This window comes from Streptomyces cinnabarinus (assembly GCF_027270315.1).
In the GTDB taxonomy this organism is placed as follows: domain Bacteria; phylum Actinomycetota; class Actinomycetes; order Streptomycetales; family Streptomycetaceae; genus Streptomyces; species Streptomyces cinnabarinus.
In genome coordinates this window covers 3,893,660-3,913,908 of the sequence record NZ_CP114413.1, presented here as the reverse complement: position 1 = coordinate 3,913,908, position 20,249 = coordinate 3,893,660, and the positions used below count along the sequence as shown (strand labels likewise).

Genomic DNA, 20,249 nt, shown 5'->3' with positions numbered 1-20,249 from the left:
ATCTTGATATGAAGCTAAATCTGCGGGAAGGTGGCAGTCATGACGACTCCCACCTGGGATCCCGCCCAGTACCTGCGTCACGCCGGCCACCGCGCCCGGCCCTTCATGGACCTCCTGGCCCGGATCCCCGACCTCCCCGGCGACCGGCCCCGCATCGCCGACCTGGGTTGCGGCCCCGGAAACGCGACGGCGCTCCTCGCGAGCCGCTGGCCGACGGCACACGTCACCGGGTACGACAACTCCCCCGAGATGCTCTCCCGCGCCCAGGCGCACGCCGGTCCGCGGCTCGACTTCGCGCACGCCGACGTACGCACCTGGGCACCCGGGGAGCCGTACGACCTGATCGTCAGCAATGCCACGCTCCACTGGGTCCCGGGCCACGCGGACCGCTTCGCGAGCTGGATCGACGGGCTCGCCCCCGGCGGCACCCTCGCCTTCCAGGTCCCCGGCAACTTCGACTCCCCGAGCCACCGTCTGATGCGCGAGCAGGCCGAGGCGTACGGCCTGACCGACGCCCTCCGTCACGACGGGGCGATCCTCACCCCGCGGGCCTATCTGGACCGCCTGACCGGCCTCGGCTGCGCGGTGGACGTCTGGGAGACCACGTACGTCCATCTCCTGACCGGCGAGGATCCGGTGCTGGACTGGGTGAAGGGCACGGGCCTGCTGCCCGTGCTCACGGCCCTCGCGGACGAGCCGGAGACCAGGGAGAGGTTCGTGGAGGAGTACCGCAAGGCGCTGCGCGAGGCGTACCCGCCCGGCCCGCACGGCACCCCGTTCCCGTTCCGCCGCGTCTTCGCCGTGGCCCGGAAGGAGGCGTGATGATCAGTGGGCTCGACCACGTCCAGCTCGCCGCGCCGCCCGGCTCCGAGGACCGGCTGCGGGCGTACTACGTCGAGGTCCTCGGTATGACCGAGCTCCCCAAGCCGCCCGTGCTCGCGGCGCGCGGCGGCTGCTGGTTCCGGGCGGGGGCCGTACAGCTGCATCTGGGGATCGAGAACGACTTCCGGCCCGCCCGCAAGGCCCACCCCGGCCTTCGCGTCACCGGGATCGAGGCGTACGCCGCCCGGCTGGAGTCCCGGGGAGCGGCGGTGGCCTGGGACGCGAACCTGCCCGGCCACCGGCGCTTCTACTCCACGGACCCCGTGGGCAACCGCCTGGAGTTCCTGGAACCTAGCTCTTCCGGCGCCCTATGAGATGCGGCTTGGCCTCCAGGCCGTCCAGACCGTGCCAGGCCAGGTTCACCAGGTGGGCCGCGACCTCCGCCTTCTTCGGGCGGCGGACGTCCAGCCACCACTGGCCGGTCAGCGCGACCATGCCGACCAGGGCCTGGGCGTAGAGGGGGGCCAGCTTCGGGTCGAAGCCGCGGAGCTTGAACTCGCGGCCCAGGATGTCCTCCACCTGGGTGGCGATGTCCGAGATGAGGGAGGCGAAGGAGCCCGTGGACTGCGGGATGGGGGAGTCGCGGACCAGGATGCGGAAGCCGTCCGTGTTCTCCTCGATGTAGTCCAGGAGCGCGAAGGCGGCCTGTTCGCACAGCTCACGGGGGTGGCCCGCGGTCAGGGAACTGGTCACCATGTCCAGCAGCCGGCGCATCTCGCGGTCCACCACCACCGCGTACAGGCCCTCCTTGCCGCCGAAGTGCTCGTAGACCACCGGCTTGGACACCCCGGCCTTCGCCGCGATCTCCTCCACCGACGTGCCCTCGAAGCCCTTCGCGGCGAAGAGGGTGCGACCGATCTCCAGCAACTGCTGGCGGCGCTCCGCACCGGTCATCCGGGTGCGACGCGCACGCCGCGGCTTCTCGTTGCTCGGGGTACTGCTGGAGTCGGTCGCCACGGCGTCAATCATGCCGCGTTCGCGGCCTTGGTCCCGCGCCGGGAGCTGTCTTCCTCGGTGTTCCGGCGGGAATCGATACGTGAGCGTGACGGCCAGCGCACGTCGTACGCCCAGCCCGCGAGCTCGAACCAGCGGATCAGACGGGCGCTCGAATCGATCTGCCCGCGCATCACACCGTGCCGCGCCGAGGTCGGGTCGGCGTGGTGCAGGTTGTGCCAGGACTCGCCGCAGGACAGGACCGCCAGCCACCACACGTTGCCCGACCTGTCCCGTGACTTGAAGGGGCGCTTGCCGACCGCGTGGCAGATGGAGTTGATCGACCAGGTCACGTGGTGCAGCAGGGCCACCCGGACCAGCGAGCCCCAGAAGAAGCCGGTGAACGCGCCCCACCAGGACCAGGTCACCAGCCCGCCGATCACCGCGGGCAGCGCCAGCGACAGCATCGTCCAGTAGATGAACTGCCGGGAGATCGCCCTGAGCGCCGGGTCCTTGACCAGATCGGGGGCGTACTTCTCCTGCGGGGTCTGCTCCTCGTCGAACATCCAGCCGATATGGGCCCACCACAGGCCCTTCATCAGCGCGGGCAGGGTTTCGCCGTACTTCCACGGCGAGTGCGGGTCGCCCTCGGCGTCGGAGAACTTGTGGTGCTTGCGGTGGTCGGCGACCCAGCGGACCAGGGGGCCCTCGACCGCCATCGACCCGGCGATCGCCAGCGCGATCTTCAGGGGCCGCTTCGCCTTGAAGGAGCCGTGGGTGAAGTGACGGTGGAAACCGATCGTGATGCCGTGGCAGCCCAGGTAGTAGAAGAACACCAGCAGGCCGAGGTCGAGCCAGCTCACTCCCCAGCCCCAGGCCAGCGGCACCGCCGCCAGCAGCGCCACGAACGGGACGGCGATGAACAGCAGCAGCGCGATCTGCTCGATCGAGCCCTTCTGCTCGCCTCCGAGCGTGGCGGAGGTGGTCGTGGTGTCGTCGTTCGCCCGCGGGGCGTCTTCGATCACATCGGAGCTCGTGGTCATGGGCGTCCCCTGTGGGGTCGAGGGTGGTGAAGGCAGATGCCGGGTGGCTGAAGGGAAACGTTCCCTGGTTCCGTTACAACGGTCCCTACGGTTCCGTAACCTACGGCGTCGTAAGTATGGCAGCGCGTTGCCGGGCGGCAAGAGCCCGTGAGCCTGCGCGTCCGCACCGGCACCTATCCTTGTGTCGGTCGGACAGCGCGGTCCGCTCTGATTTCTTCCCGGATGTCCGTCCCGTATGCGGCAGCCGCCGCGCGGGACGTGCCCCCGGGTTCCCTCCAGACGAGCTTCAACACTGCAAGGAGCCGCACCTGTGAGCAGTGCCGACGACCTGACTACGAGCACCACGTCGACCAGCAGCGAGCTGCGCGCCGACATCAGGCGCCTGGGTGATCTCCTCGGCGAGACCCTCGTCCGGCAGGAGGGTCCAGACCTTCTCGAGCTGGTCGAGAGGGTGCGCCGACTGACCCGCGAGGACGGCGAGGCCGCCGCCGAGCTGCTGCGCGGCACCGAACTCGACACCGCGGCCAAGCTGGTCCGCGCCTTCTCCACCTACTTCCACCTCGCCAACGTCACCGAGCAGGTGCACCGCGGCCGCGAGCTGCGCGCCAAGCGGGCCGCCGAGGGCGGACTGCTCGCCCGTACGGCCGACCGGCTCAAGGACGCCGACCCCGAGCACCTGCGCGCCACGGTCAAGCACCTCAACGTCCGCCCGGTCTTCACCGCCCACCCCACCGAGGCCGCGCGCCGGTCGGTGCTGAACAAGCTCCGGCGCATCGCGACGCTTCTGGAGACCCCGGTCATCGAGGCCGACCGCCGGCGCTACGACACCCGTCTGGCGGAGAACATCGACCTCGTCTGGCAGACCGACGAGCTGCGCGTGGTGCGTCCCGAGCCCGCCGACGAGGCGCGCAACGCCATCTACTACCTGGACGAGCTGCACGCGGGCGCCGTCGGCGACGTCCTGGAGGACCTCACCGCCGAGCTGGAGCGGGTCGGCGTGAAGCTCCCGGACGACACCCGGCCGCTCACCTTCGGCACCTGGATCGGCGGCGACCGCGACGGCAACCCCAACGTCACCCCGCAGGTCACCTGGGACGTGCTGATCCTCCAGCACGAGCACGGCATCAACGACGCCCTGGAGATGATCGACGAGCTGCGCGGCTTCCTGTCGAACTCCATCCGCTACACCGGCGCCACCCAGGAGCTGCTGGACTCGCTGACGGCGGACCTGGAGCGCCTGCCGGAGATCAGCCCCCGCTACAAGCGGCTGAACGCCGAGGAGCCGTACCGGCTCAAGGCCACCTGCATCCGGCAGAAGCTGGAGAACACCAAGACGCGCCTGGCCAGGGGCATCCCGCACGAGGAGGGCCACGACTACCTGGGCACCAGCGAGCTGCTGGCCGACCTCACGCTGATCCAGACCTCGCTGCGCGAGCACCGCGGCGGACTGTTCGCCGACGGCCGGATGGACCGCACGATCCGCACGCTGGCCGCCTTCGGCCTCCAGCTCGCCACGATGGACGTCCGCGAGCACGCCGACGCCCACCACCACGCCCTCGGCCAGCTCTTCGACCGGCTCGGCGAGGAGTCCTGGCGGTACACCGACATGCCGCGCGACTACCGGGCCAAGCTGCTCGCCAAGGAGCTCAGGTCCCGCCGTCCCCTCGCGCCCACCCCGGCGCCGGTGGACGCGGCCGGCGAGAAGACCCTCGGGGTCTTCCAGACCGTCAAGCGGGCGCTGGAGGTCTTCGGGCCCGAGGTGATCGAGTCGTACATCATCTCGATGTGCCAGGGCGCCGACGACGTCTTCGCGGCCGCCGTGCTGGCGCGCGAGGCCGGGCTGATCGATCTGCACGCCGGCTGGGCGAAGATCGGCATCGTGCCGCTGCTGGAGACCACCGACGAGCTCAAGGCCGCCGACACGATCCTGGAGGACATGCTCTCGGACCCGTCCTACCGGCGCCTGGTCGCGCTGCGGGGCGATGTCCAGGAGGTCATGCTCGGCTACTCCGACTCCTCCAAGTTCGGCGGCATCACCACCTCGCAGTGGGAGATCCACCGCGCCCAGCGCCGGCTGCGCGACGTGGCCCACCGTTACGGCGTACGGCTGCGGCTCTTCCACGGCCGTGGCGGCACCGTCGGCCGCGGCGGCGGCCCCTCGCACGACGCGATCCTCGCCCAGCCCTGGGGAACCCTGGAGGGCGAGATCAAGGTGACCGAGCAGGGCGAGGTCATCTCCGACAAGTACCTGGTGCCGTCGCTGGCCCGGGAGAACCTGGAGCTGACCGTCGCGGCCACGCTCCAGGCGTCCGCGCTGCACACCGCCCCCCGCCAGTCCGACGAGGCGCTGGCCCGCTGGGACGCGGCGATGGACGTCGTCTCGGACGCCGCGCACGCCGCGTACCGCAGGCTCGTCGAGGACCCGGACCTGCCGACGTACTTCCTCGCGTCGACGCCGGTGGACCAGCTCGCCGACCTGCACCTCGGCTCACGGCCCTCCCGCCGCCCCGGCTCGGGCGTCTCCCTCGACGGACTGCGCGCCATCCCGTGGGTGTTCGGCTGGACCCAGTCGCGGCAGATCGTGCCGGGCTGGTTCGGCGTCGGCTCGGGCCTCAAGGCGCTGCGCGAGGCGGGCCTGGACACGGTCCTGGACGAGATGCACGAGCAGTGGCACTTCTTCCGCAACTTCATCTCCAACGTGGAGATGACGCTCGCGAAGACGGACCTGCGCATCGCCCAGCACTACGTCGACACCCTGGTCCCGGACGAGCTCAAGCATGTCTTCGACACCATCAGGGCCGAGCACGAGCTGACCGTGCGCGAGGTGCTGAAGGTGACCGGCGAGGCGGACCTGCTGGACGCGACCCCGGTGCTGAAGCAGACCTTCAGCATCCGGGACGCCTACCTGGACCCGATCTCGTACCTCCAGGTCGCCCTGCTCAAGCGCCAGCGCGACGCGGCGGCCGCGGGCGAGCAGGCGGACCCGCTGCTGTCGCGGGCGCTGCTGCTGACCGTGAACGGTGTGGCGGCGGGTCTGCGGAACACCGGCTGACCCCGGCCGCCCGAAACGGGACGGCGCCCCCCGAGGCTCTCGGGGGGCGCCGTTCGCGTGGTGCGTCAGGCCTTGCGGCGGCGGTACATCAGGAAGCCGCCCGTGCCGACCAGCGCGGCGGCGACCGCGCTCAGCAGGCCCACCGGGGCGCCGTTGCCGGTCTCGGCGAGGTCGCCCCCGGGGGTGTCGCCCTGGGCCGAGGGGGCCGCGGAGGGGGAGGCGGAACCGGCCGGCGCCTCCCCGGAGGCGCTGGGGGCGGCCGAGGGCTCGGCGCTCGGCGCGGGGCTGCCGGACTCCCCGGTGCCTCCGTCGGAGCCGTCCGAGCCGTCCGAGTCGTCGCAGTCCGTCCAGAACACCTTGTGCTTGGCCTTGCCGTGCTCGCCGTCGAAGTTCCAGAACAGCTTGTAGTGGCCGTCCGGCAGGGTCATGTCCTCGGTACGGCCGTGGCCCTCGGCGTCCAGGGCCAGCTCACCGGACTTCACCGTCTCGCCCTTGACGCCGGCCGTCGGGGCCCAGGACTCGATGTGCCAGTCGACCTGCTGCCCGCCGTCGAAGCCGAAGGCATCGAGGTAGAAGGAGCAGACATGAGGTTCGTTCTTGCGGAGCTCCTCGCCGGTGCCGGCGTCGTGGATCTTCACGGTGCCGTTGTCGCCGGGCGGGGTGGCATGGGCGGCGGGGGCGAGGAGCAGGGCCGCCGCGGCGACGGCGGACAGGGCGCCGGCGCGAGTGAGGGTACGCATGGGGCAGTCCATCTTCGTGACATGAACGGGAAGATGTGGAGGGGGCGGCTCAGCTTCCAGCCACCGCTGACCCCGGGTCAATCACGAACAGACAACACTCGGTTTCTTCACAGGAATCCCGGCCGTACCGGTCACATCGTCAGGAACGCGCCCGTGAGCAGCGCGATCCCCGTGCCGGCCAGCGCCCAGGCGGCACGCGTGTGCCGCAGGCCGCCCGCCACCACGACCGACGCGAGCAGCAGCGCGCCGCCGAGCGGCACCCACGCGTAGAGGACACCGGCCGGTCCGGAGCGGACGACGTCGTCGGAGCCGGGCTTGACGACGACCGTGTACGTCTGCCCCTTGCGCACCGCGGCCGTGTGCTCGATGGAGACCCGGTCCCGGGGCTGCGAGCCCCGCGAGACGGGGGTGTAGGAGCCGGTGCAGACGTCCCCGGCGCAGCGGGTCACCGTGACGGTGCCGCTCTCGCGCCCCTTGGTGAGCATCACGTGCTGGGCGGTGCCCCAGGACGCCCAGACGCCCGCGATGAGGATCAGCGTCGCGACCGTACCCATCGCCGCCACGCGCCCGAACCGCAGTGCGGACACGGCGCCCTGGCTGGACATCACGGCTGTTGGCATGGCCGCGATCCTTGGCCATCGCCTTGCCGAAAGTCAATGTCAGTCTTGGCGGGAACTCCAGCGGCCCCTGCCGACTTTCTTAAAATGAACGGATGGTGACCGGCACCGCGCTGCCGTGAGACGGGGGAGACCGATGAGCACTCTGCTGTTCGTCCATGGCACGGGTGTGCGCCGGTTCGCCTACACCGGGATGCTGACCCTCCTGCGCGACACCATGGCCGTGCACGCTCCCCGCGCGCGGGTCGAGGCGTGCTACTGGGGCGACGACTTCGGAGTGTCGATCGGCGTGGGCGCCAGGGCGCTGCCCGGGGCCGAACCCGCGCGGACCGAGGCCGATGCGGATGCCGACACCGGGACCGAGGGCGAATCCGGCGCCGAATCCGGCGCCGAGGCCCCGTCGGTCACCGAGCACTGGCTGAGAGCCGCATCCTTCCCCACCGGCGACCTCCCCGACGACGACCGCGACGCCCTCGCCTGGGGACTGCTCTACGAGGACCCGCTCTCCGCGCTGCGCCGCCCCGAGGAGGGCGCCTTCCGCGGCCGGGTCGCCGACCGCACCGGCCCCCAGGTCGCCCGGCGCGCCCGTGCCCTCGCCGCCGAACCGCCCGAGCCCCTCGCCGCCCTGCTCGCCGCCCCGCGCGTACGGCGGGAGTTCGCCGTCTCCGTCGTCACCGTCCTCGACAGCCCCGAGGGCCAGGACGCCGTCGCCCGCGGCCTCGGCCCGGGAGAACTGCCCGCCGCCCTCGCCACCGCCGTCGTCGCCCACCTCCTGGGCGGCGCCCAGCACCGCGGCAACCCCGTGCTGTGGAGCACCGACCAGCGCGACGACGCCGTCCGCGCCCTCACCACCGCCCTCGGCGGCGTCCCGCGCGGGGCCGTCGACCGGACCCTGCTGCGCGCCTCCTGGTGGACCGTCCGCCGGTTCGGGTTGCTCGGCCGCGTCCAGAAGAGCCGCGCCGAGATCATGACCGGCGTCCACCCCCAGGTGGGTGACGTCCTCAAGTACCTGGCCCGCGGCCACCAGTTGCGCGACTTCATCAAGAACCGGCTCGCGGAGGTCGACGGCCCCGTCGTGCTGCTCGGGCACAGCCTCGGCGGGATCGCCGCCGTCGACCTGCTCGCCGAGGGGAAGCTCAGCGGCGTCCAGCACCTCGTCACCGTCGGCACCCAGGCCGCCCACCTCTACGAGATCGACGCCCTGCCCGGCCTCGACCAGGGCAAACCGCTGCCCGAGCACTTCCCCGCCTGGACCAACTTCTACGACAAGCGCGACCTGCTCGGCTTCGCCGCCGCCCCCGTCTTCCCGCGCCGCGTCGAGGACTGCGAGATCAACACCCGGCAGCCCTTCCCGGCCGCCCACAGCGCCTACTTCGCCGCACCCGAGTTCCAGCGGCGGCTGGCCGGCATCCTGCGGGCGGGCGCGTGAGCGAGCTGTCGGGGATCACCCCCGAACGCACCCGGGCGATCCTCGTCGGCGTGGAGAGCTACGCCGACGGCCCCTTCCACGACCTCGACGGCTCCGCCCAGGACGCCCTCGGCCACGCCCGCTGGCTGCGCGAGAACGGCGTGCCCGCCGAGCACATCCGGCTCTGCGTCTCCCCGCTCGACAGCCGCCGCGAGCAGACCGCCGCCACCGCCCGCGCCCTCGGCATCCCCCTGCTCGGCGCCGACCACGAGACGGTCCGACGGATCATCCGGGACGAACTGCCCGAGTGGGACGCCGATCTGCTCTGGCTCACCTGGAGCGGACACGGCGCCATCACCTCCGGCACCTCCCGCCACCTCCTCATCCACGCCGACGCCAGACCGTACGAGGAAGCCGCCCTCGACACCGCCAACCTCCAGAACGCCCTGCTGTACAACCCGCGTTACCAGCGCATCCGGCACAAGGTCGTCAGCATCGACGCCTGCCGCAACCACGTGGAGACCCTGGACACCTTCGGCGAGAGCCGCATCGGCACCGGCCCCCCGACCCCGACCGCCGGCCGCCTGTTACTGCTGCACGCCACCCAGGACGGCGATATCTCCTACGGCGACGAACGCGGCGGCGCCTTCACCCGCGCCCTGCTCGCCGAGCTCGACGCCGCCGAAGAGGCCTGGCCGCCCGACCCCCGGCCGCTGATCGCGCAGGTCCGCGGCCGCATGGCCGCAGACGCCGACGTACCCCAGATCCCCTCGATCGACGCCCGCACCTGGGACGCCGAGCCCCTGCACTACGCCGGCTACCGCTCCCGTACCCGCCCCTCCTGGCTGCTGACCACCGACGAGGTCCTGCGCCGCCTCGGCAACCGCGGCACCTACCTCACCAACGACGCCCTGCCCTACGTCGCCCCCGAGGACCCCGCCCACCCGGCCCGCCCCGAGAACCTCCTCGTCCGTCTCGACGACCCCGGGCGCGGCCGCCTCGGCGCACCCGGCTGCGGACTGCTCCTGACCGGCCTGGCCGGCGCTGGGAAGACCCGTACCTGTCTGGAGATCGCCGCCCTCGCCGAGCGAAGCGGCTGGCAGGTGCTGCACATCCACGACGCGGGCGCGCTCTCCGCGCGGGTGCTGTTCGAGGAGATCCAGGAGGAGTTGAAGGACCGTCAGGACCAGCGGCTGCTGCTGGTCCTGGACTACCTCGACCAGCACATCCGCGACCGGTCCAGCCTCGACCTGCGCGACCTCGCCGACCTGCTGCACGCCGAGCGGGCCGGGGGCGCCCGGATCGCCTGCCTCGCCTCCGTCCGCCCCGGCGCCCTGGCCGAAGTCCGCGAACGCGGCTCGCGCACCCTGTTCGAGGAGGTCGAGCTCGAACAGGCCGAGGCCCATCTGCGGACCGTCGCCGCCCGCATCTTCGAGGAGGTCGCCCCGAACGCCTTCGGCCTCTGGGGCGCCGACGACATGGCCCGGATCTGCGGCACCCGGCCCATCCTCGCGCTGCTGCTGGCCATCGCCTTCGAGCGAACCCTCGACCAGCAGGACGGCGACCGGCCCGCCGTACCGCCCCCCTCGGAACTGGTCGACTGGCTCAACCGCCGCACCCGCCGGGACATCGCCTCCGCCGGCGGCGCCACCCGCGGGGAACCCGACCCGGTGCTGGTCCGGGCCAGCACGCTCGCCACCCTCGCCTGCGTCCAGCGGCGCGCCGCCGTCGAGGACGCCGTCGACCGCTTCCTGGAGCGGCAGCCCGGCACCCATCACACCGGCGAGAGCATTGTCGACAACCTGGAGGCGCTGGGCTGGCTGGTCACCACCACCGACGGACCCGACACCGTCGACACCATCCACGACATCGTCACCGACCAGCTCCTCGAACAGAGCTGTCTGCCCCAGGCCCTCACCGTCGACACGCCCGTCCTGCGCGCCTTCCTCGACGCCCTGCTCGGCGACGTCACCACCTTCCGCCGGGCCGTCGGCCACCTCAGCCGCTGGGCGCACGACCAGAGCGAAGCCGTACGCAAGAGGCTCGCCGCCACCCTGTCCACGTGGCTCACCCGGCAGGCCGCCGACGTCCTCGCGCTGCTGCTGTCCAAGCCCGACCAGGGCATGCGCACCCTCGTCTCGATGAGCTCCGCCACCCCCTGGCAGCAGGCCGTCATCGACACCTGGGACGACCTCGCCGGGCCCTGGATCGCCCGGACCACCCAGCCGGGGCTGGTCCGGGTCCTGCTGACCGACGCGATCCGCAACAGCCCGCGGCCCGTCCCGCCCGTCCTCCTCGACCAGGCCCGCGCCTGGCTCGACGAGCACACCGCCACCGACCTCGACGCCCTCCAGCTCATCAGCGCCCTGCGCCGCACCGAGGACCCGGACGCCCCCGCCGACGAGCGCCGCGAGCACCTCGACGCCCTCACCCGCACCTGGCTCGAAGCCCACGGCGGCGCCCGCGAGGCGCGTTACGCCCTGCTCGCGCTGCTCACCTCCCAGCGCGACGGCGCCCCCGCGCCCGGCCCCGCCGTCATCGAGCGGGCCACCCGCACCACCATCGCCCTCGCCCACCAGCTGCGCGGCCAGCCGGACACCGAGCGGCTCATCACCGCCCTGATGCGCACCGCCCGCACCGACGAGGACGACAGCAACCTCCTGCACACCGCCGCCCGCGACTGGCTCGCCCTGTACCGCGGCCGGGAACGCGCCACCTTCCTGATCTCCGCCACTCTGCGCCGCCGCGACCCCGACGTCCGGCCCGGCCTCGCCGAGCACCTCGGCCGCTACGCCCTGGACTGGCTGGTCGTCCACGGCCGCCGGGAGAAGGCCTGCTTCGTCCTGCACGACGTCCTCAGCCGCCGCGGCCAGTCGGTGACCATGGAGCGGCGCGCCGTCGAGCACGCCCTGAAGTGGCTCGCCCGCAACGGCCACACCCCGCAGGCGTCCTTCGTCCTCCAGCCGCTCCTCCAGGTGCTGCGCCGACAGCGCGCGAGCGCCGACCCCGACCAGCTCACCCAGGCCGTCGACCGGGCCTTGACCTGGACGGACCTCCACCCCACCGTCCCCGGCGCCGACTTCGTCATACGCAACCTCCTCGAATGGCAGGGCCTGGCCACCCGGCAGCACGACGAGTCCACCATCATCCGCAGAACCCTCGAACCCGCCATCGACTGGCTGGACTCCTTCGGTGTCGACGCCGCCGACGACCGGCTCCTCAAAGCCGTCTTCTTCCGCACCCACGCCCTGACCGGGGAACAGACCGCACGCGTCACCGCCATAGCCCTGAACCGGTTGCCCGCGGTCCCCGAGGAGAGCGACCGCCACATCATCGGCGGCCTGCTGCGCGCCGCCGGACCCCTGCCCGTGGCGACGAAGAACGCCGCGCTCACCCGTGCGACCGCCTGGCTCACCGCCCACGGCACCGGCCTGGAGGCATCCCTGGTCCTCGGCCCCTACCTGCTGCTCGCCCAGCCCGCCGACATACCCGCCGCCACCCGGAAGACCGGCGCCGGCCTCGCCCTGGACTGGCTCGGGACCCACAGCCGCACCCCGCAGGCCTTCGCCGTGCTGCGCAAGATGCTCTTCTACTGGGACGTGCCCACCGACACCCTCGACGCCGGCCAGGTCATGCACACCACCATCGACCACATCCTCGACTGGCTGGAGGACCCCGAGGCGCACAGCCCGCGCCCCGCCGCCCCGGAGGGCACCGGCGACCCGGGCGACTCCGGCGACGACGAACCCGCCGTACGCACCCCGGACGACACCGAGGCCGAGGACGCCGCCGACCCGGCCGGCTACCGGCGGCAGGTCCTCGTCCGCGTCCTGTTCCGCTTCGGCGCCCGCCTGACCACCGCTCAGGCCCAGCGCGCCGCGGACATCGCGCTGCGCCTCTACCGCGACCGCTCACGCGAGGAGATCGGCGAGGACAGCGCCCTGCACTATCTGCACCGGCTGCCGCCGCTGCCCGGACAGACCGAGCAGCGGCTGCTCCGCCAGGTCCGGCGGGTGCTCACCCCCGGCCTCACCAACCCCGGCGACGCCCGACTCCTCCAGGCCGCGGTACGACGGCTGCGCGGCGCCGAGGAACCCGATCCGCGGATCGTCGTACGGGCGGTGAAGTGGCTGGACCGCCACCACCGCATCCCGGAGGCCGGATTCGTGCTGTGCCATCTGCTCCAGTTCGAGAACCTGCCGAAGGACGCCGAGCAGCCCACGCTCACCCACGCCTGGAACTGGCTGAGAAAGTACGCCGACACCGAGAACGCCGCCTATGTCCTCGCCCCCCTGCTGCTCCGCAGGGAACAGGCCGGCGCACCCGACGACGGCATCGTCGGCCAGGCCCTCGGCTGGCTGGCCGAACACGGGACCAGCGAACCCGCCTGGCGCGTGATCTCCCGCCTCGCCGACTACACCCCGGCCGCTGACCACCGCGACACCCTGCACGGACACGCCCTCGCCTGGGCCGCCGCCAACCCCGGCACGGCCGACCCCGAGCGGCTGATCGCGGCCTTCACGACGGAGTCCGCCGAGCCCGCGGAGACTACGAGTTGTACGTCCCCTGAGCCCGCTCCAGCCCCTCGATGACCAGGCACTCCACCGCGTCCGCCGCCCGGTCCACGAAGTAGTCCAGCTCCTTGCGCTCGGTGGCGGAGAAGTCCTTCAGCACGAAGTCGGCGACCTGCATCCGCCCCGGCGGACGGCCGATCCCGAACCGCACCCGGTGATAGTCCGAGCCCATCGCCTTCGTCATCGACTTCAGGCCGTTGTGCCCGTTGTCCCCGCCGCCGATCTTCAGCCGCAGCGTGCCGTGGTCGATGTCCAGCTCGTCGTGGATGGCGACGATGTTCGCCACCGGCACCTTGTAGAAGTCCTTCAGCGCGTTCACCGGCCCGCCCGACAGGTTCATGAACGACATCGGCTTGGCCAGGATCACCCGCCGGTTCATCGGCCCCGGCGGCCCGATCCGCCCCTCCACGACCTGCGCCTGCGCCTTCCCGGCCCGCTTGAACCTCCCCCCGATCCGCTCGGCCAGCAGGTCCACCACCATGAACCCGACGTTGTGCCGGTTCATGGCGTACTCGGGTCCGGGATTGCCGAGGCCGACGATCAGCCAGGGGGCGCTCGGATCGGAAGTCACGTCCATGTCTCCTTGATATGCCACAGCCGCCGCTTCCGGACAGGAAACGGCGGCTGGGTCGATACGGCTACCGCTGCGGGCGTCCGCCCACAGGGATCAGGCTCAGGCCTCCGCCGCCGCTTCGCCCTCGGTGGCCTCGCCCTCCGGGGCCTCCTCGGCCTGCGCGGCCAGGACCTGGAGGACGACCGCGTCCTCGTCGACGGCCAGGGTCACACCGCTGGGGAGCTTGATGTCCTTGGCGAGGACGGAGGCGCCGGCCTCCAGGCCCTCGACGGACACGGTGACGCCCTCGGGGATGTGCGTGGCCTCGGCCTCGACCGGAAGCGCGTTGAGCACGTGCTCCAGCAGGTTGCCGCCGGCGGCCAGCTCGCCCTCGGCGTGGACCGGGATCTCGACGGTGACCTTCTCGCCGCGCTTCACGAGCAGCAGGTCGACGTGCTCCAGGAAGCCCTTGATCGGGTCACGCTGCACGGACTTCGGGATCGCCAGCTCGTTGGTCTTGCCGTCGATGTCCAGGGAGATCAGGACGTTCGGCGTACGCAGCGCGAGCAGCAGCTCGTGGCCCGGCAGGGTCAGGTGCAGCGGGTCCGAGCCGTGACCGTAGAGGACACCGGGGACCTTGTTGTCACGGCGGACGCGACGGGCGGCACCCTTGCCGAACTCGGTGCGGGTCTGGGCGGCGAGCTTGACCTCGGACATATGGATCACTCCTCGTATGGGTGAGAGACGGACACGGTCACCCGGCCACGAACGGCCTGCTACGAAGAGCGCGTCGATAACGGACCGCCGTACACAAAGGCGTACGGCCTCCCTCGCCGAGCAACTTGGGCAGTCTACTCGGCAGGAGAGGCCGTACAGAAATCGATCAAGCGGCTGACCGCTCGGCGGCTTACTGCTCGTCGAACAGGCTCGTCACCGAACCGTCCTCGAACACCTCGCGCACCGCGCTCGCGATCGTCGGGGCGATCGAGAGGACCGTGAGCTTGTCGAGGTCGTCCGCCAGCTCACCCGGCGTCGGCAGGGTGTTGGTGAAGACGAACTCGCTGACCCGGGAGTTCTTCAGCCGGTCCGCGGCCGGGCCGGAGAGCACACCGTGCGTGGCCGTCACGATGACGTCCTCCGCGCCGTGCGCGAACAGCGCGTCCGCCGCGGCGCAGATCGTGCCGCCGGTGTCGATCATGTCGTCGACCAGCACGCACACCCGGCCCTTGACCTCACCGACGACCTCGTGGACGGTCACCTGGTTGGCCACGTCCTTGTCGCGCCGCTTGTGCACGATCGCCAGCGGCGCGCCGAGCCGGTCGCACCAGCGGTCGGCGACCCGCACCCGGCCGGCGTCCGGGGAGACCACCGTCAGCTTCTCGCGGTCCACCTTGCGGCCCACGTAGTCCGCCAGCAGCGGCAGCGCGAACAGGTGGTCCACCGGGCCGTCGAAGAAGCCCTGGATCTGGTCGGTGTGCAGATCGACCGTGAGGATGCGGTCGGCACCGGCCGTCTTCATCAGGTCCGCGATCAGACGCGCCGAGATCGGTTCACGCCCACGGTGCTTCTTGTCCTGCCGGGCGTAACCGTAGAACGGCACGATGACCGTGATGGAACGGGCCGACGCGCGCTTCAGCGCGTCGATCATGATCAGCTGCTCCATGATCCACTGGTTGATCGGAGCCGTGTGGCTCTGGATCACGAAGCAGTCCGCACCACGCGCCGACTCCTGATAGCGGACGTAGATCTCGCCGTTGGCGAAGTCGAAGGCCTTCGTCGGGACGACCCCGACACCCAGCTGGTGGGCGACCTCCTCGGCAAGCTCGGGGTGGGCGCGGCCGGAGAAGAACATCATCTTCTTCTCGCCGGTCGTCTTGATCCCGGTCACAGCACTGTCTCCTCAGAGGTGTCTCAGCTGGATGCGAGAGGGGCCGCACCAGCCCGTCCCGGCTGGCACGAGCGGCCGTCTCAGCTGGTTAGGTGCGGATGTGCACTTATCACGGTACGCCGTCGCAGACGCGCCTGTTTCCAGTCAGCTTTCGCCTTCTGGCTCCCGGGACGCCGCCTCGGCGGCCTTCGCCGCGGCGCTCCCCGGACGCTTACGGGCCACCCAGCCCTCGATATTCCGCTGCTGACCACGGGCCACGGCCAGCGAACCGGGCGGCACGTCCTTGGTGATCACGGACCCGGCGGCGGTGTACGCGCCGTCCCCGACCGTGACAGGAGCCACAAACATGTTGTCCGAACCCGTCCGGCAGTGCGACCCGACGGTGGTGTGGTGTTTGTCCTGTCCGTCGTAGTTCACGAAGACGCTGGCCGCGCCGATGTTGGTGTACTCGCCGATCGTCGCGTCCCCGACGTAGGACAGATGCGGAATCTTCGTCCCCTCGCCGATGGATGCGTTCTTCGTCTCGACGTACGTCCCGATCTTGCCCTTCGCCCCGAGCCGGGTGCCCGGCCGCAGATAGGCGAACGGTCCCACGGTCGCCGCCGCGCCCACGTCGGCCCGGTCCGCCACCGAGTTGTCGACCCGCGCGCCCGCACCCACCCGGGTGTCGGTCAGCCGGCAGTTCGGGCCCACCTCCGCGCCCTCGCCGAGATGCGTGGCGCCCAGGAGCTGCGTCCCCGGCTGCACCACGGCGTCCTGCTCGAAGGTCACCGTCACGTCGATCCAGGTGGTCGCCGGGTCCACCACCGTCACTCCGGCCAGCATCGCGTCGGTCAGCAGCCGGTCGTTGAGGATCCGCCGGGCCTCGGCGAGCTGCACCCGGTTGTTGATGCCCGCGATCTCGCGGTGGTCGCCGGCCACCGAGGCGCCGACCCGGTGCCCCGCCTCGCGCAGGATCCCGAGGACGTCGGTCAGATACTCCTCGCCCTGGCTGTTGTCGGTACGGACCTTCTTCAGGGCGTCGGACAGCAGGGCGCCGTCGAAGGCGAAGACGCCGGAGTTGATCTCCCGGATCGCCCGCTGCGCCTCGTCGGCGTCCTTGTGCTCCACGATCGCGGTCACGGCGCCGGAGGCCGCGTCCCGCACGATCCGGCCGTAGCCGGTGGCGTCCGGCACCTCGGCGGTCAGCACGGTCACGGCGTTGCCGTCCGCGGCGTGGGTGGCGGCGAGCGCCTGGAGGGTGGCGCCGGTGAGCAGCGGGGTGTCACCGCAGACGACGATGACGGTGCCCTCGACCGGACCGCCGAGCTCGTCGAGGCCCATCCGGACGGCGTGCCCGGTGCCGTTCTGCTCCGCCTGTACGGCCGTACGCACCTCGGCGTCGACCTCGGCGAGATGCGCGGTGACCTTCTCACGGGCGTGCCCGACGACCACGACGAGCTGCTCGGGCCGCAACTCACGGGCGGCGGCGAGCACATGACCCACGAGGCTGCGTCCGCAGATCTCGTGCAGAACCTTGGGTGTGGTCGACTTCATACGGGTGCCCTCACCCGCTGCGAGAACGACGACGGCTGCCGGGCGAATGGCGCTCACGGGGTTGCCCTTCGGCTTTTGGGATGGTGAGGGGTGGACATCCGCAGGATACCGGGGCGTTTCGTGAGGGATATGAGAGCGGGCCCCGACTGCGGTGTGCACAGTCAAGGGCCCGAATGGGGAAAGGCTCCCCCGCCAGGACTCGAACCCGGACAGATGGCACCAAAAGCCACAGTGCTGCCAATTACACCACGGGGGAAAATCTCGACTAAGCCGGACAATTGGTCTGGCCGTCGAGCGGTGGCCTCCCACTATGCCGTACCGGGCGCCTTCCGTGCGACGGTTCAACTCGCCGTCCACCGGGCCGCGCCGCCCGGAATAGTCGGTTCCGGGGCTGAACGACGTGGTGTAGGCCAGTCGGCGAAACTCGCCGGAAAAGCGGTGGCCTACGCCCGTAGGCTGGAGGCATGACCACGACGGGGGAAGACCACGCCGGGGCCCATGCCGGGCCGTGGTGGTGGGCGAGGTGGCGCAGTGCCGTGCTGGACATAAGTCTGGCCGCGGTGTCCGCGCTGGAGTGCGGGGCGAAAGGGTTCAGCTTCGCCGCGGACGCGGGGATACCGCGGGTTCTGGGTGTGCTGTTCGGGGTGCTGGCCGGTTCGGTCCTGGTGGTGCGGCGGCGGTGGCCCATCGCCGTCGTCCTGGTCTCGATCGCCGTCATGCCGGCCCAGATGGGCTTCCTGATGATCATCGTCGGCCTGTACACCCTGGCCGCCTCGGAAGCGCCCCGCCGGATCATCGCGGCGCTGGCCGGGATGTCCCAGGTCGGCATGCTGATCGTGACGTTCGTATGGCTGCGGCAGGGTGTGGACCAGGGCGACCTCCAATTCGGCGACTGGTTCGTGCCGTTCGGCGCGATCACCACCTCGCTGGGGATGACCGCGCCGCCGCTGCTGCTCGGGCTGTACGTGGGCGCCCGGCGCCGCCTGATGGAGTCGCTCAGGGAACGGGCGGACAGCCTGGAGCGGGAGCTGCAACTGCTCGCGGAGCGCGCCGAGGAACGGGCCGAGTGGGCCCGCGGCGAGGAGCGGACCCGGATCGCGCGGGAGATGCACGACGTGGTGGCGCACCGGGTGAGCCTGATGGTCGTCCACGCCGCAGCGCTCCAGGCCGTCGCGCGCAAGGACCCGGAGAAGGCGGTCAAGAACGCTGCCCTGGTCGGCGACATGGGCCGGCAGGCGCTCACCGAGCTGCGGGAGATGCTCGGGGTGCTGCGCGCCGGGGACGGGGTGGCCGAGCGGCGTCCGACGGTGCCGCTGGCGGCGGTGGGCGCGGCGGCCGCGGCGGCCGCCTCCCGGGCCGCGGAGGAGGCCGAGGGGCCCTGTCTGTCCGAACTGGACGAGCTGATCGGACAGTCCGCCGCGGCGGGGATGGTGGTGGACCTCTCGGTCGAGGGGGACGTACGGGACTACGCGCCCGAGGTGGAGCAGACCGCGTACCGCGTCGTGCAGGAGGCGCTCACCAACGTCCACAAGCACGCGGCGGGCGCGAAGACGTATGTCCGGCTGGCGCACCGGGTGGCGGAGATCGCGATGCAGGTGGAGAACGAGCCGCCCCCGGAGGCGGCGTCCTCGGCACGGCTGCCCTCGGGCGGCAACGGCCTGGTGGGGATGAAGGAACGGGTCTCCGCGCTGGGTGGGGTGTTCGTGTCGGGGCCGACCGATGCCGGGGGGTTCCGGGTGTCCGCGGTGATTCCGGCGGTGTGAGGTTCTTGAGGTGTGCGGTTTCTACGGCGCTCAGGGCGCCGTGAGCCGTACCGGTTCGGTGCCCGCGACCAGCGTGGTCAGGGCCGTGTCGATGTCCGCGCCGAGGTACCAGTCCCCGGTGTGGTCGAGGGTGTAGACGCGGCCCTCGGTGTCGATGGCGAGCAGGGCCTGGGTGTCGGTCTCGGCGCCGAGCGGGCAGACCTCGGTGTCCAGGGCGCGGCCGAGGTCGCCGAGGGTGCGGGCCATGTGCAGTCCGTGCAGCGGGTCGAGGTGCACCTGCGCCGGGGCGACCTGGCGGCCGGGACCGGGCGGGGTGATGTGCAGTCCGCCGAACTCGGCCCACGCCTCCACCGCGGCGGGGAAGACGGTGTGCCGGTGCCCGGCCGGCGAGGCGTGCTCGCGCAGGACGTCGGCCCAGATCTCGGCCTGCTTGATGTCCCAGCGCCCGGGCTGCCAGCCGGCGGCGCGCAGGGCGGCGTCGACGGGCACGGGGAAGCGGGTCGTGGAGGTGCGGTCCGGTTGCATCTGCCCTCGATCGTGCGGGTGTCGGGAATGGCGTCGGTGGTCAGTCGTCGGCGTTGGCGGGGTCGACGACTCGGACGCCGAAGTGCGCGCTGAGGGCGGCGCAGGCGCGGCAGGGGGCGGCGAAGCCGCCGTGCAGCGGATCACCGTCCTCGCGGATGCGGCGGGCGGTGAGCTTGGCCTGCCTGAGTGCCTTGCGCGCTTCGCCGTTGGTCATCGGTTTGCGGGCGGCACGTTTGCTGCGGGTGGCGTCGACGTTGTGGATGTGCCGGGAGATCAGGATCGCCTCGGCGCAGCGGCCGGTGAACCGGTCGCGCTGGGCGCTGCCGAGCGTGTCCAGGAAGTCCTGCACGAGCGGGTGCAGCGCGGGCGGCTGGTCGCCGCGGGCGGCGGTGCCGGTGAGGGTGGCGCCGCGGACCGAGAGGGCGGCGGCGACGGTGGGGAGTATGCCGTCACGACGGTGGCGCAGAGTGGGCGCGTGCGGGGCCTCGGTGGCGCTCCAGCCGATCCGGGGGTCGCCGGACGCCTGGCTCACGGCGGTGCCGGATTTGGCGCCCCCGTGCGGTCCTGTCTGCGTCGCATTCATGATCGTCATCCCCTCCCGAGCATCCCCCCGGACGACACAGAGTGCCAAATGGCGTGGCTGGTGCGGAAGCTGGGGCGGTGCGACACGCCCGGGTTTGGGCGGGCTGTCACGGCAAGGTGACGGCTGGTCACGGAAGCGGAAGGGCCCTGACC

Annotated in this window: 16 protein-coding genes and 1 tRNA gene; 6 read left to right on the top strand and 11 right to left on the bottom strand. The window is 71.7% G+C overall.

Translation table 11 applies throughout. The features are described from left to right. Positions 1-39: 39 nt before the first annotated feature. Both STRCI_RS17495 and STRCI_RS17490 read left to right on the top strand, forming a co-directional pair. Positions 40-822: a trans-aconitate 2-methyltransferase gene (locus STRCI_RS17495; RefSeq protein WP_269659883.1), complete on the top strand. Its 783-nt coding sequence runs from the start codon at positions 40-42 to the stop codon at positions 820-822. Beyond that, positions 822-1,196: a VOC family protein gene (locus STRCI_RS17490; protein ID WP_269659882.1), complete on the top strand. Its 375-nt coding sequence runs from the start codon at positions 822-824 to the stop codon at positions 1,194-1,196. The genes STRCI_RS17495 and STRCI_RS17490 overlap by 1 nt, the downstream gene beginning before the upstream one ends. On the opposite strand, the gene STRCI_RS17485 is transcribed toward STRCI_RS17490, so the two are convergent. Beyond that, positions 1,174-1,851 carry a TetR/AcrR family transcriptional regulator gene (locus tag STRCI_RS17485; RefSeq protein WP_015659863.1) on the bottom strand — a complete coding sequence of 226 codons (678 nt, stop codon included), beginning with the start codon at positions 1,849-1,851 and terminating at the stop codon, positions 1,174-1,176. The genes STRCI_RS17490 and STRCI_RS17485 overlap by 23 nt on opposite strands. Next, positions 1,848-2,858, bottom strand: coding sequence for an acyl-CoA desaturase (locus STRCI_RS17480; RefSeq protein ID WP_269659881.1), 1,011 nt, complete (start codon positions 2,856-2,858; stop codon positions 1,848-1,850). Before STRCI_RS17480 ends, STRCI_RS17485 begins: the two co-directional genes overlap by 4 nt. 310 nt (positions 2,859-3,168) lie before the next feature. On the opposite strand from STRCI_RS17480, the gene ppc reads away from it, so the two are divergent. Beyond that, the gene (gene ppc, locus STRCI_RS17475) at positions 3,169-5,910 is read left to right on the top strand and encodes a phosphoenolpyruvate carboxylase (protein ID WP_269659880.1); all 2,742 of its coding nucleotides are present in this window, start codon (positions 3,169-3,171) and stop codon (positions 5,908-5,910) included. Positions 5,911-5,975: 65 nt separating this feature from the next. Here ppc and STRCI_RS17470 read toward each other — a convergent pair whose 3' ends face one another. Further along, the gene (locus STRCI_RS17470) at positions 5,976-6,650 is read right to left on the bottom strand and encodes an LPXTG cell wall anchor domain-containing protein (RefSeq protein ID WP_269659879.1); all 675 of its coding nucleotides are present in this window, start codon (positions 6,648-6,650) and stop codon (positions 5,976-5,978) included. Positions 6,651-6,781: 131 nt separating this feature from the next. Continuing rightward, a complete protein-coding gene (locus tag STRCI_RS17465) occupies positions 6,782-7,270 on the bottom strand; it encodes a hypothetical protein (RefSeq protein ID WP_269659878.1) in 489 nt (162 codons plus the stop codon). Between the two features lie 133 nt (positions 7,271-7,403). Between STRCI_RS17465 and STRCI_RS17460 the strand changes: the two genes are divergently transcribed. Next, positions 7,404-8,696 (top strand): lipase family protein, encoded by a 1,293-nt coding sequence (locus STRCI_RS17460; RefSeq protein ID WP_269659877.1) that lies wholly within the window; start codon positions 7,404-7,406, stop codon positions 8,694-8,696. Beyond that, positions 8,693-13,267, top strand: coding sequence for a caspase family protein (locus STRCI_RS17455; RefSeq protein ID WP_269659876.1), 4,575 nt, complete (start codon positions 8,693-8,695; stop codon positions 13,265-13,267). The genes STRCI_RS17460 and STRCI_RS17455 overlap by 4 nt, the downstream gene beginning before the upstream one ends. On the opposite strand, the gene pth is transcribed toward STRCI_RS17455, so the two are convergent. From pth to STRCI_RS17430, 5 genes are all read right to left on the bottom strand, one after another. Next, a complete protein-coding gene (gene pth, locus STRCI_RS17450; RefSeq protein WP_269659875.1) occupies positions 13,224-13,826 on the bottom strand; it encodes an aminoacyl-tRNA hydrolase in 603 nt (200 codons plus the stop codon). The two genes, STRCI_RS17455 and pth, sit on opposite strands and share 44 nt — an antisense overlap. A gap of 96 nt (positions 13,827-13,922) precedes the next feature. Then, entirely contained in the window at positions 13,923-14,519 is a 597-nt protein-coding gene (locus tag STRCI_RS17445; protein WP_269659874.1) for a 50S ribosomal protein L25/general stress protein Ctc, read from the bottom strand. Positions 14,520-14,709: 190 nt separating this feature from the next. Further along, positions 14,710-15,690, bottom strand: a complete 981-nt coding sequence (locus STRCI_RS17440; RefSeq protein WP_015659872.1) for a ribose-phosphate diphosphokinase — start codon at positions 15,688-15,690, stop codon at positions 14,710-14,712. Between the two features lie 144 nt (positions 15,691-15,834). Next, the gene (gene glmU, locus STRCI_RS17435; RefSeq protein ID WP_269659873.1) at positions 15,835-17,283 is read right to left on the bottom strand and encodes a bifunctional UDP-N-acetylglucosamine diphosphorylase/glucosamine-1-phosphate N-acetyltransferase GlmU; all 1,449 of its coding nucleotides are present in this window, start codon (positions 17,281-17,283) and stop codon (positions 15,835-15,837) included. Between the two features lie 127 nt (positions 17,284-17,410). Continuing rightward, a tRNA-Gln gene (locus STRCI_RS17430) sits at positions 17,411-17,482 on the bottom strand. Positions 17,483-17,690: 208 nt separating this feature from the next. Here STRCI_RS17430 and STRCI_RS17425 point away from each other — a divergent pair. Continuing rightward, positions 17,691-18,989: a sensor histidine kinase gene (locus STRCI_RS17425; RefSeq protein WP_269659872.1), complete on the top strand. Its 1,299-nt coding sequence runs from the start codon at positions 17,691-17,693 to the stop codon at positions 18,987-18,989. 30 nt (positions 18,990-19,019) lie between these two features. Here STRCI_RS17425 and STRCI_RS17420 read toward each other — a convergent pair whose 3' ends face one another. Both STRCI_RS17420 and STRCI_RS17415 read right to left on the bottom strand, forming a co-directional pair. Next, entirely contained in the window at positions 19,020-19,514 is a 495-nt protein-coding gene (locus STRCI_RS17420; RefSeq protein WP_269659871.1) for an SUKH-3 domain-containing protein, read from the bottom strand. Positions 19,515-19,554: 40 nt separating this feature from the next. Beyond that, positions 19,555-20,106, bottom strand: a complete 552-nt coding sequence (locus STRCI_RS17415) for a YwqJ-related putative deaminase (protein WP_269659870.1) — start codon at positions 20,104-20,106, stop codon at positions 19,555-19,557. Positions 20,107-20,249: the final 143 nt, after the last annotated feature.

What these genes read in the sequence shown, in the direction of transcription:
- STRCI_RS17495 (WP_269659883.1), top strand. Translation starts at nt 40, where the DNA reads ATGACGACTCCCACCTGGGATCCCGCCCAGTACCTGCGTCACGCCGGC.
- STRCI_RS17490 (WP_269659882.1), top strand. Translation starts at nt 822, where the DNA reads ATGATCAGTGGGCTCGACCACGTCCAGCTCGCCGCGCCGCCCGGCTCC.
- STRCI_RS17485 (WP_015659863.1), bottom strand. Translation starts at nt 1,851, where the DNA reads ATGATTGACGCCGTGGCGACCGACTCCAGCAGTACCCCGAGCAACGAG.
- STRCI_RS17480 (WP_269659881.1), bottom strand. Translation starts at nt 2,858, where the DNA reads ATGACCACGAGCTCCGATGTGATCGAAGACGCCCCGCGGGCGAACGAC.
- STRCI_RS17470 (WP_269659879.1), bottom strand. Translation starts at nt 6,650, where the DNA reads ATGCGTACCCTCACTCGCGCCGGCGCCCTGTCCGCCGTCGCCGCGGCG.
- STRCI_RS17465 (WP_269659878.1), bottom strand. Translation starts at nt 7,270, where the DNA reads ATGCCAACAGCCGTGATGTCCAGCCAGGGCGCCGTGTCCGCACTGCGG.
- STRCI_RS17460 (WP_269659877.1), top strand. Translation starts at nt 7,404, where the DNA reads ATGAGCACTCTGCTGTTCGTCCATGGCACGGGTGTGCGCCGGTTCGCC.
- pth (WP_269659875.1), bottom strand. Translation starts at nt 13,826, where the DNA reads ATGGACGTGACTTCCGATCCGAGCGCCCCCTGGCTGATCGTCGGCCTC.
- STRCI_RS17445 (WP_269659874.1), bottom strand. Translation starts at nt 14,519, where the DNA reads ATGTCCGAGGTCAAGCTCGCCGCCCAGACCCGCACCGAGTTCGGCAAG.
- STRCI_RS17425 (WP_269659872.1), top strand. Translation starts at nt 17,691, where the DNA reads ATGACCACGACGGGGGAAGACCACGCCGGGGCCCATGCCGGGCCGTGG.
- STRCI_RS17420 (WP_269659871.1), bottom strand. Translation starts at nt 19,514, where the DNA reads ATGCAACCGGACCGCACCTCCACGACCCGCTTCCCCGTGCCCGTCGAC.
- STRCI_RS17415 (WP_269659870.1), bottom strand. Translation starts at nt 20,106, where the DNA reads ATGACGATCATGAATGCGACGCAGACAGGACCGCACGGGGGCGCCAAA.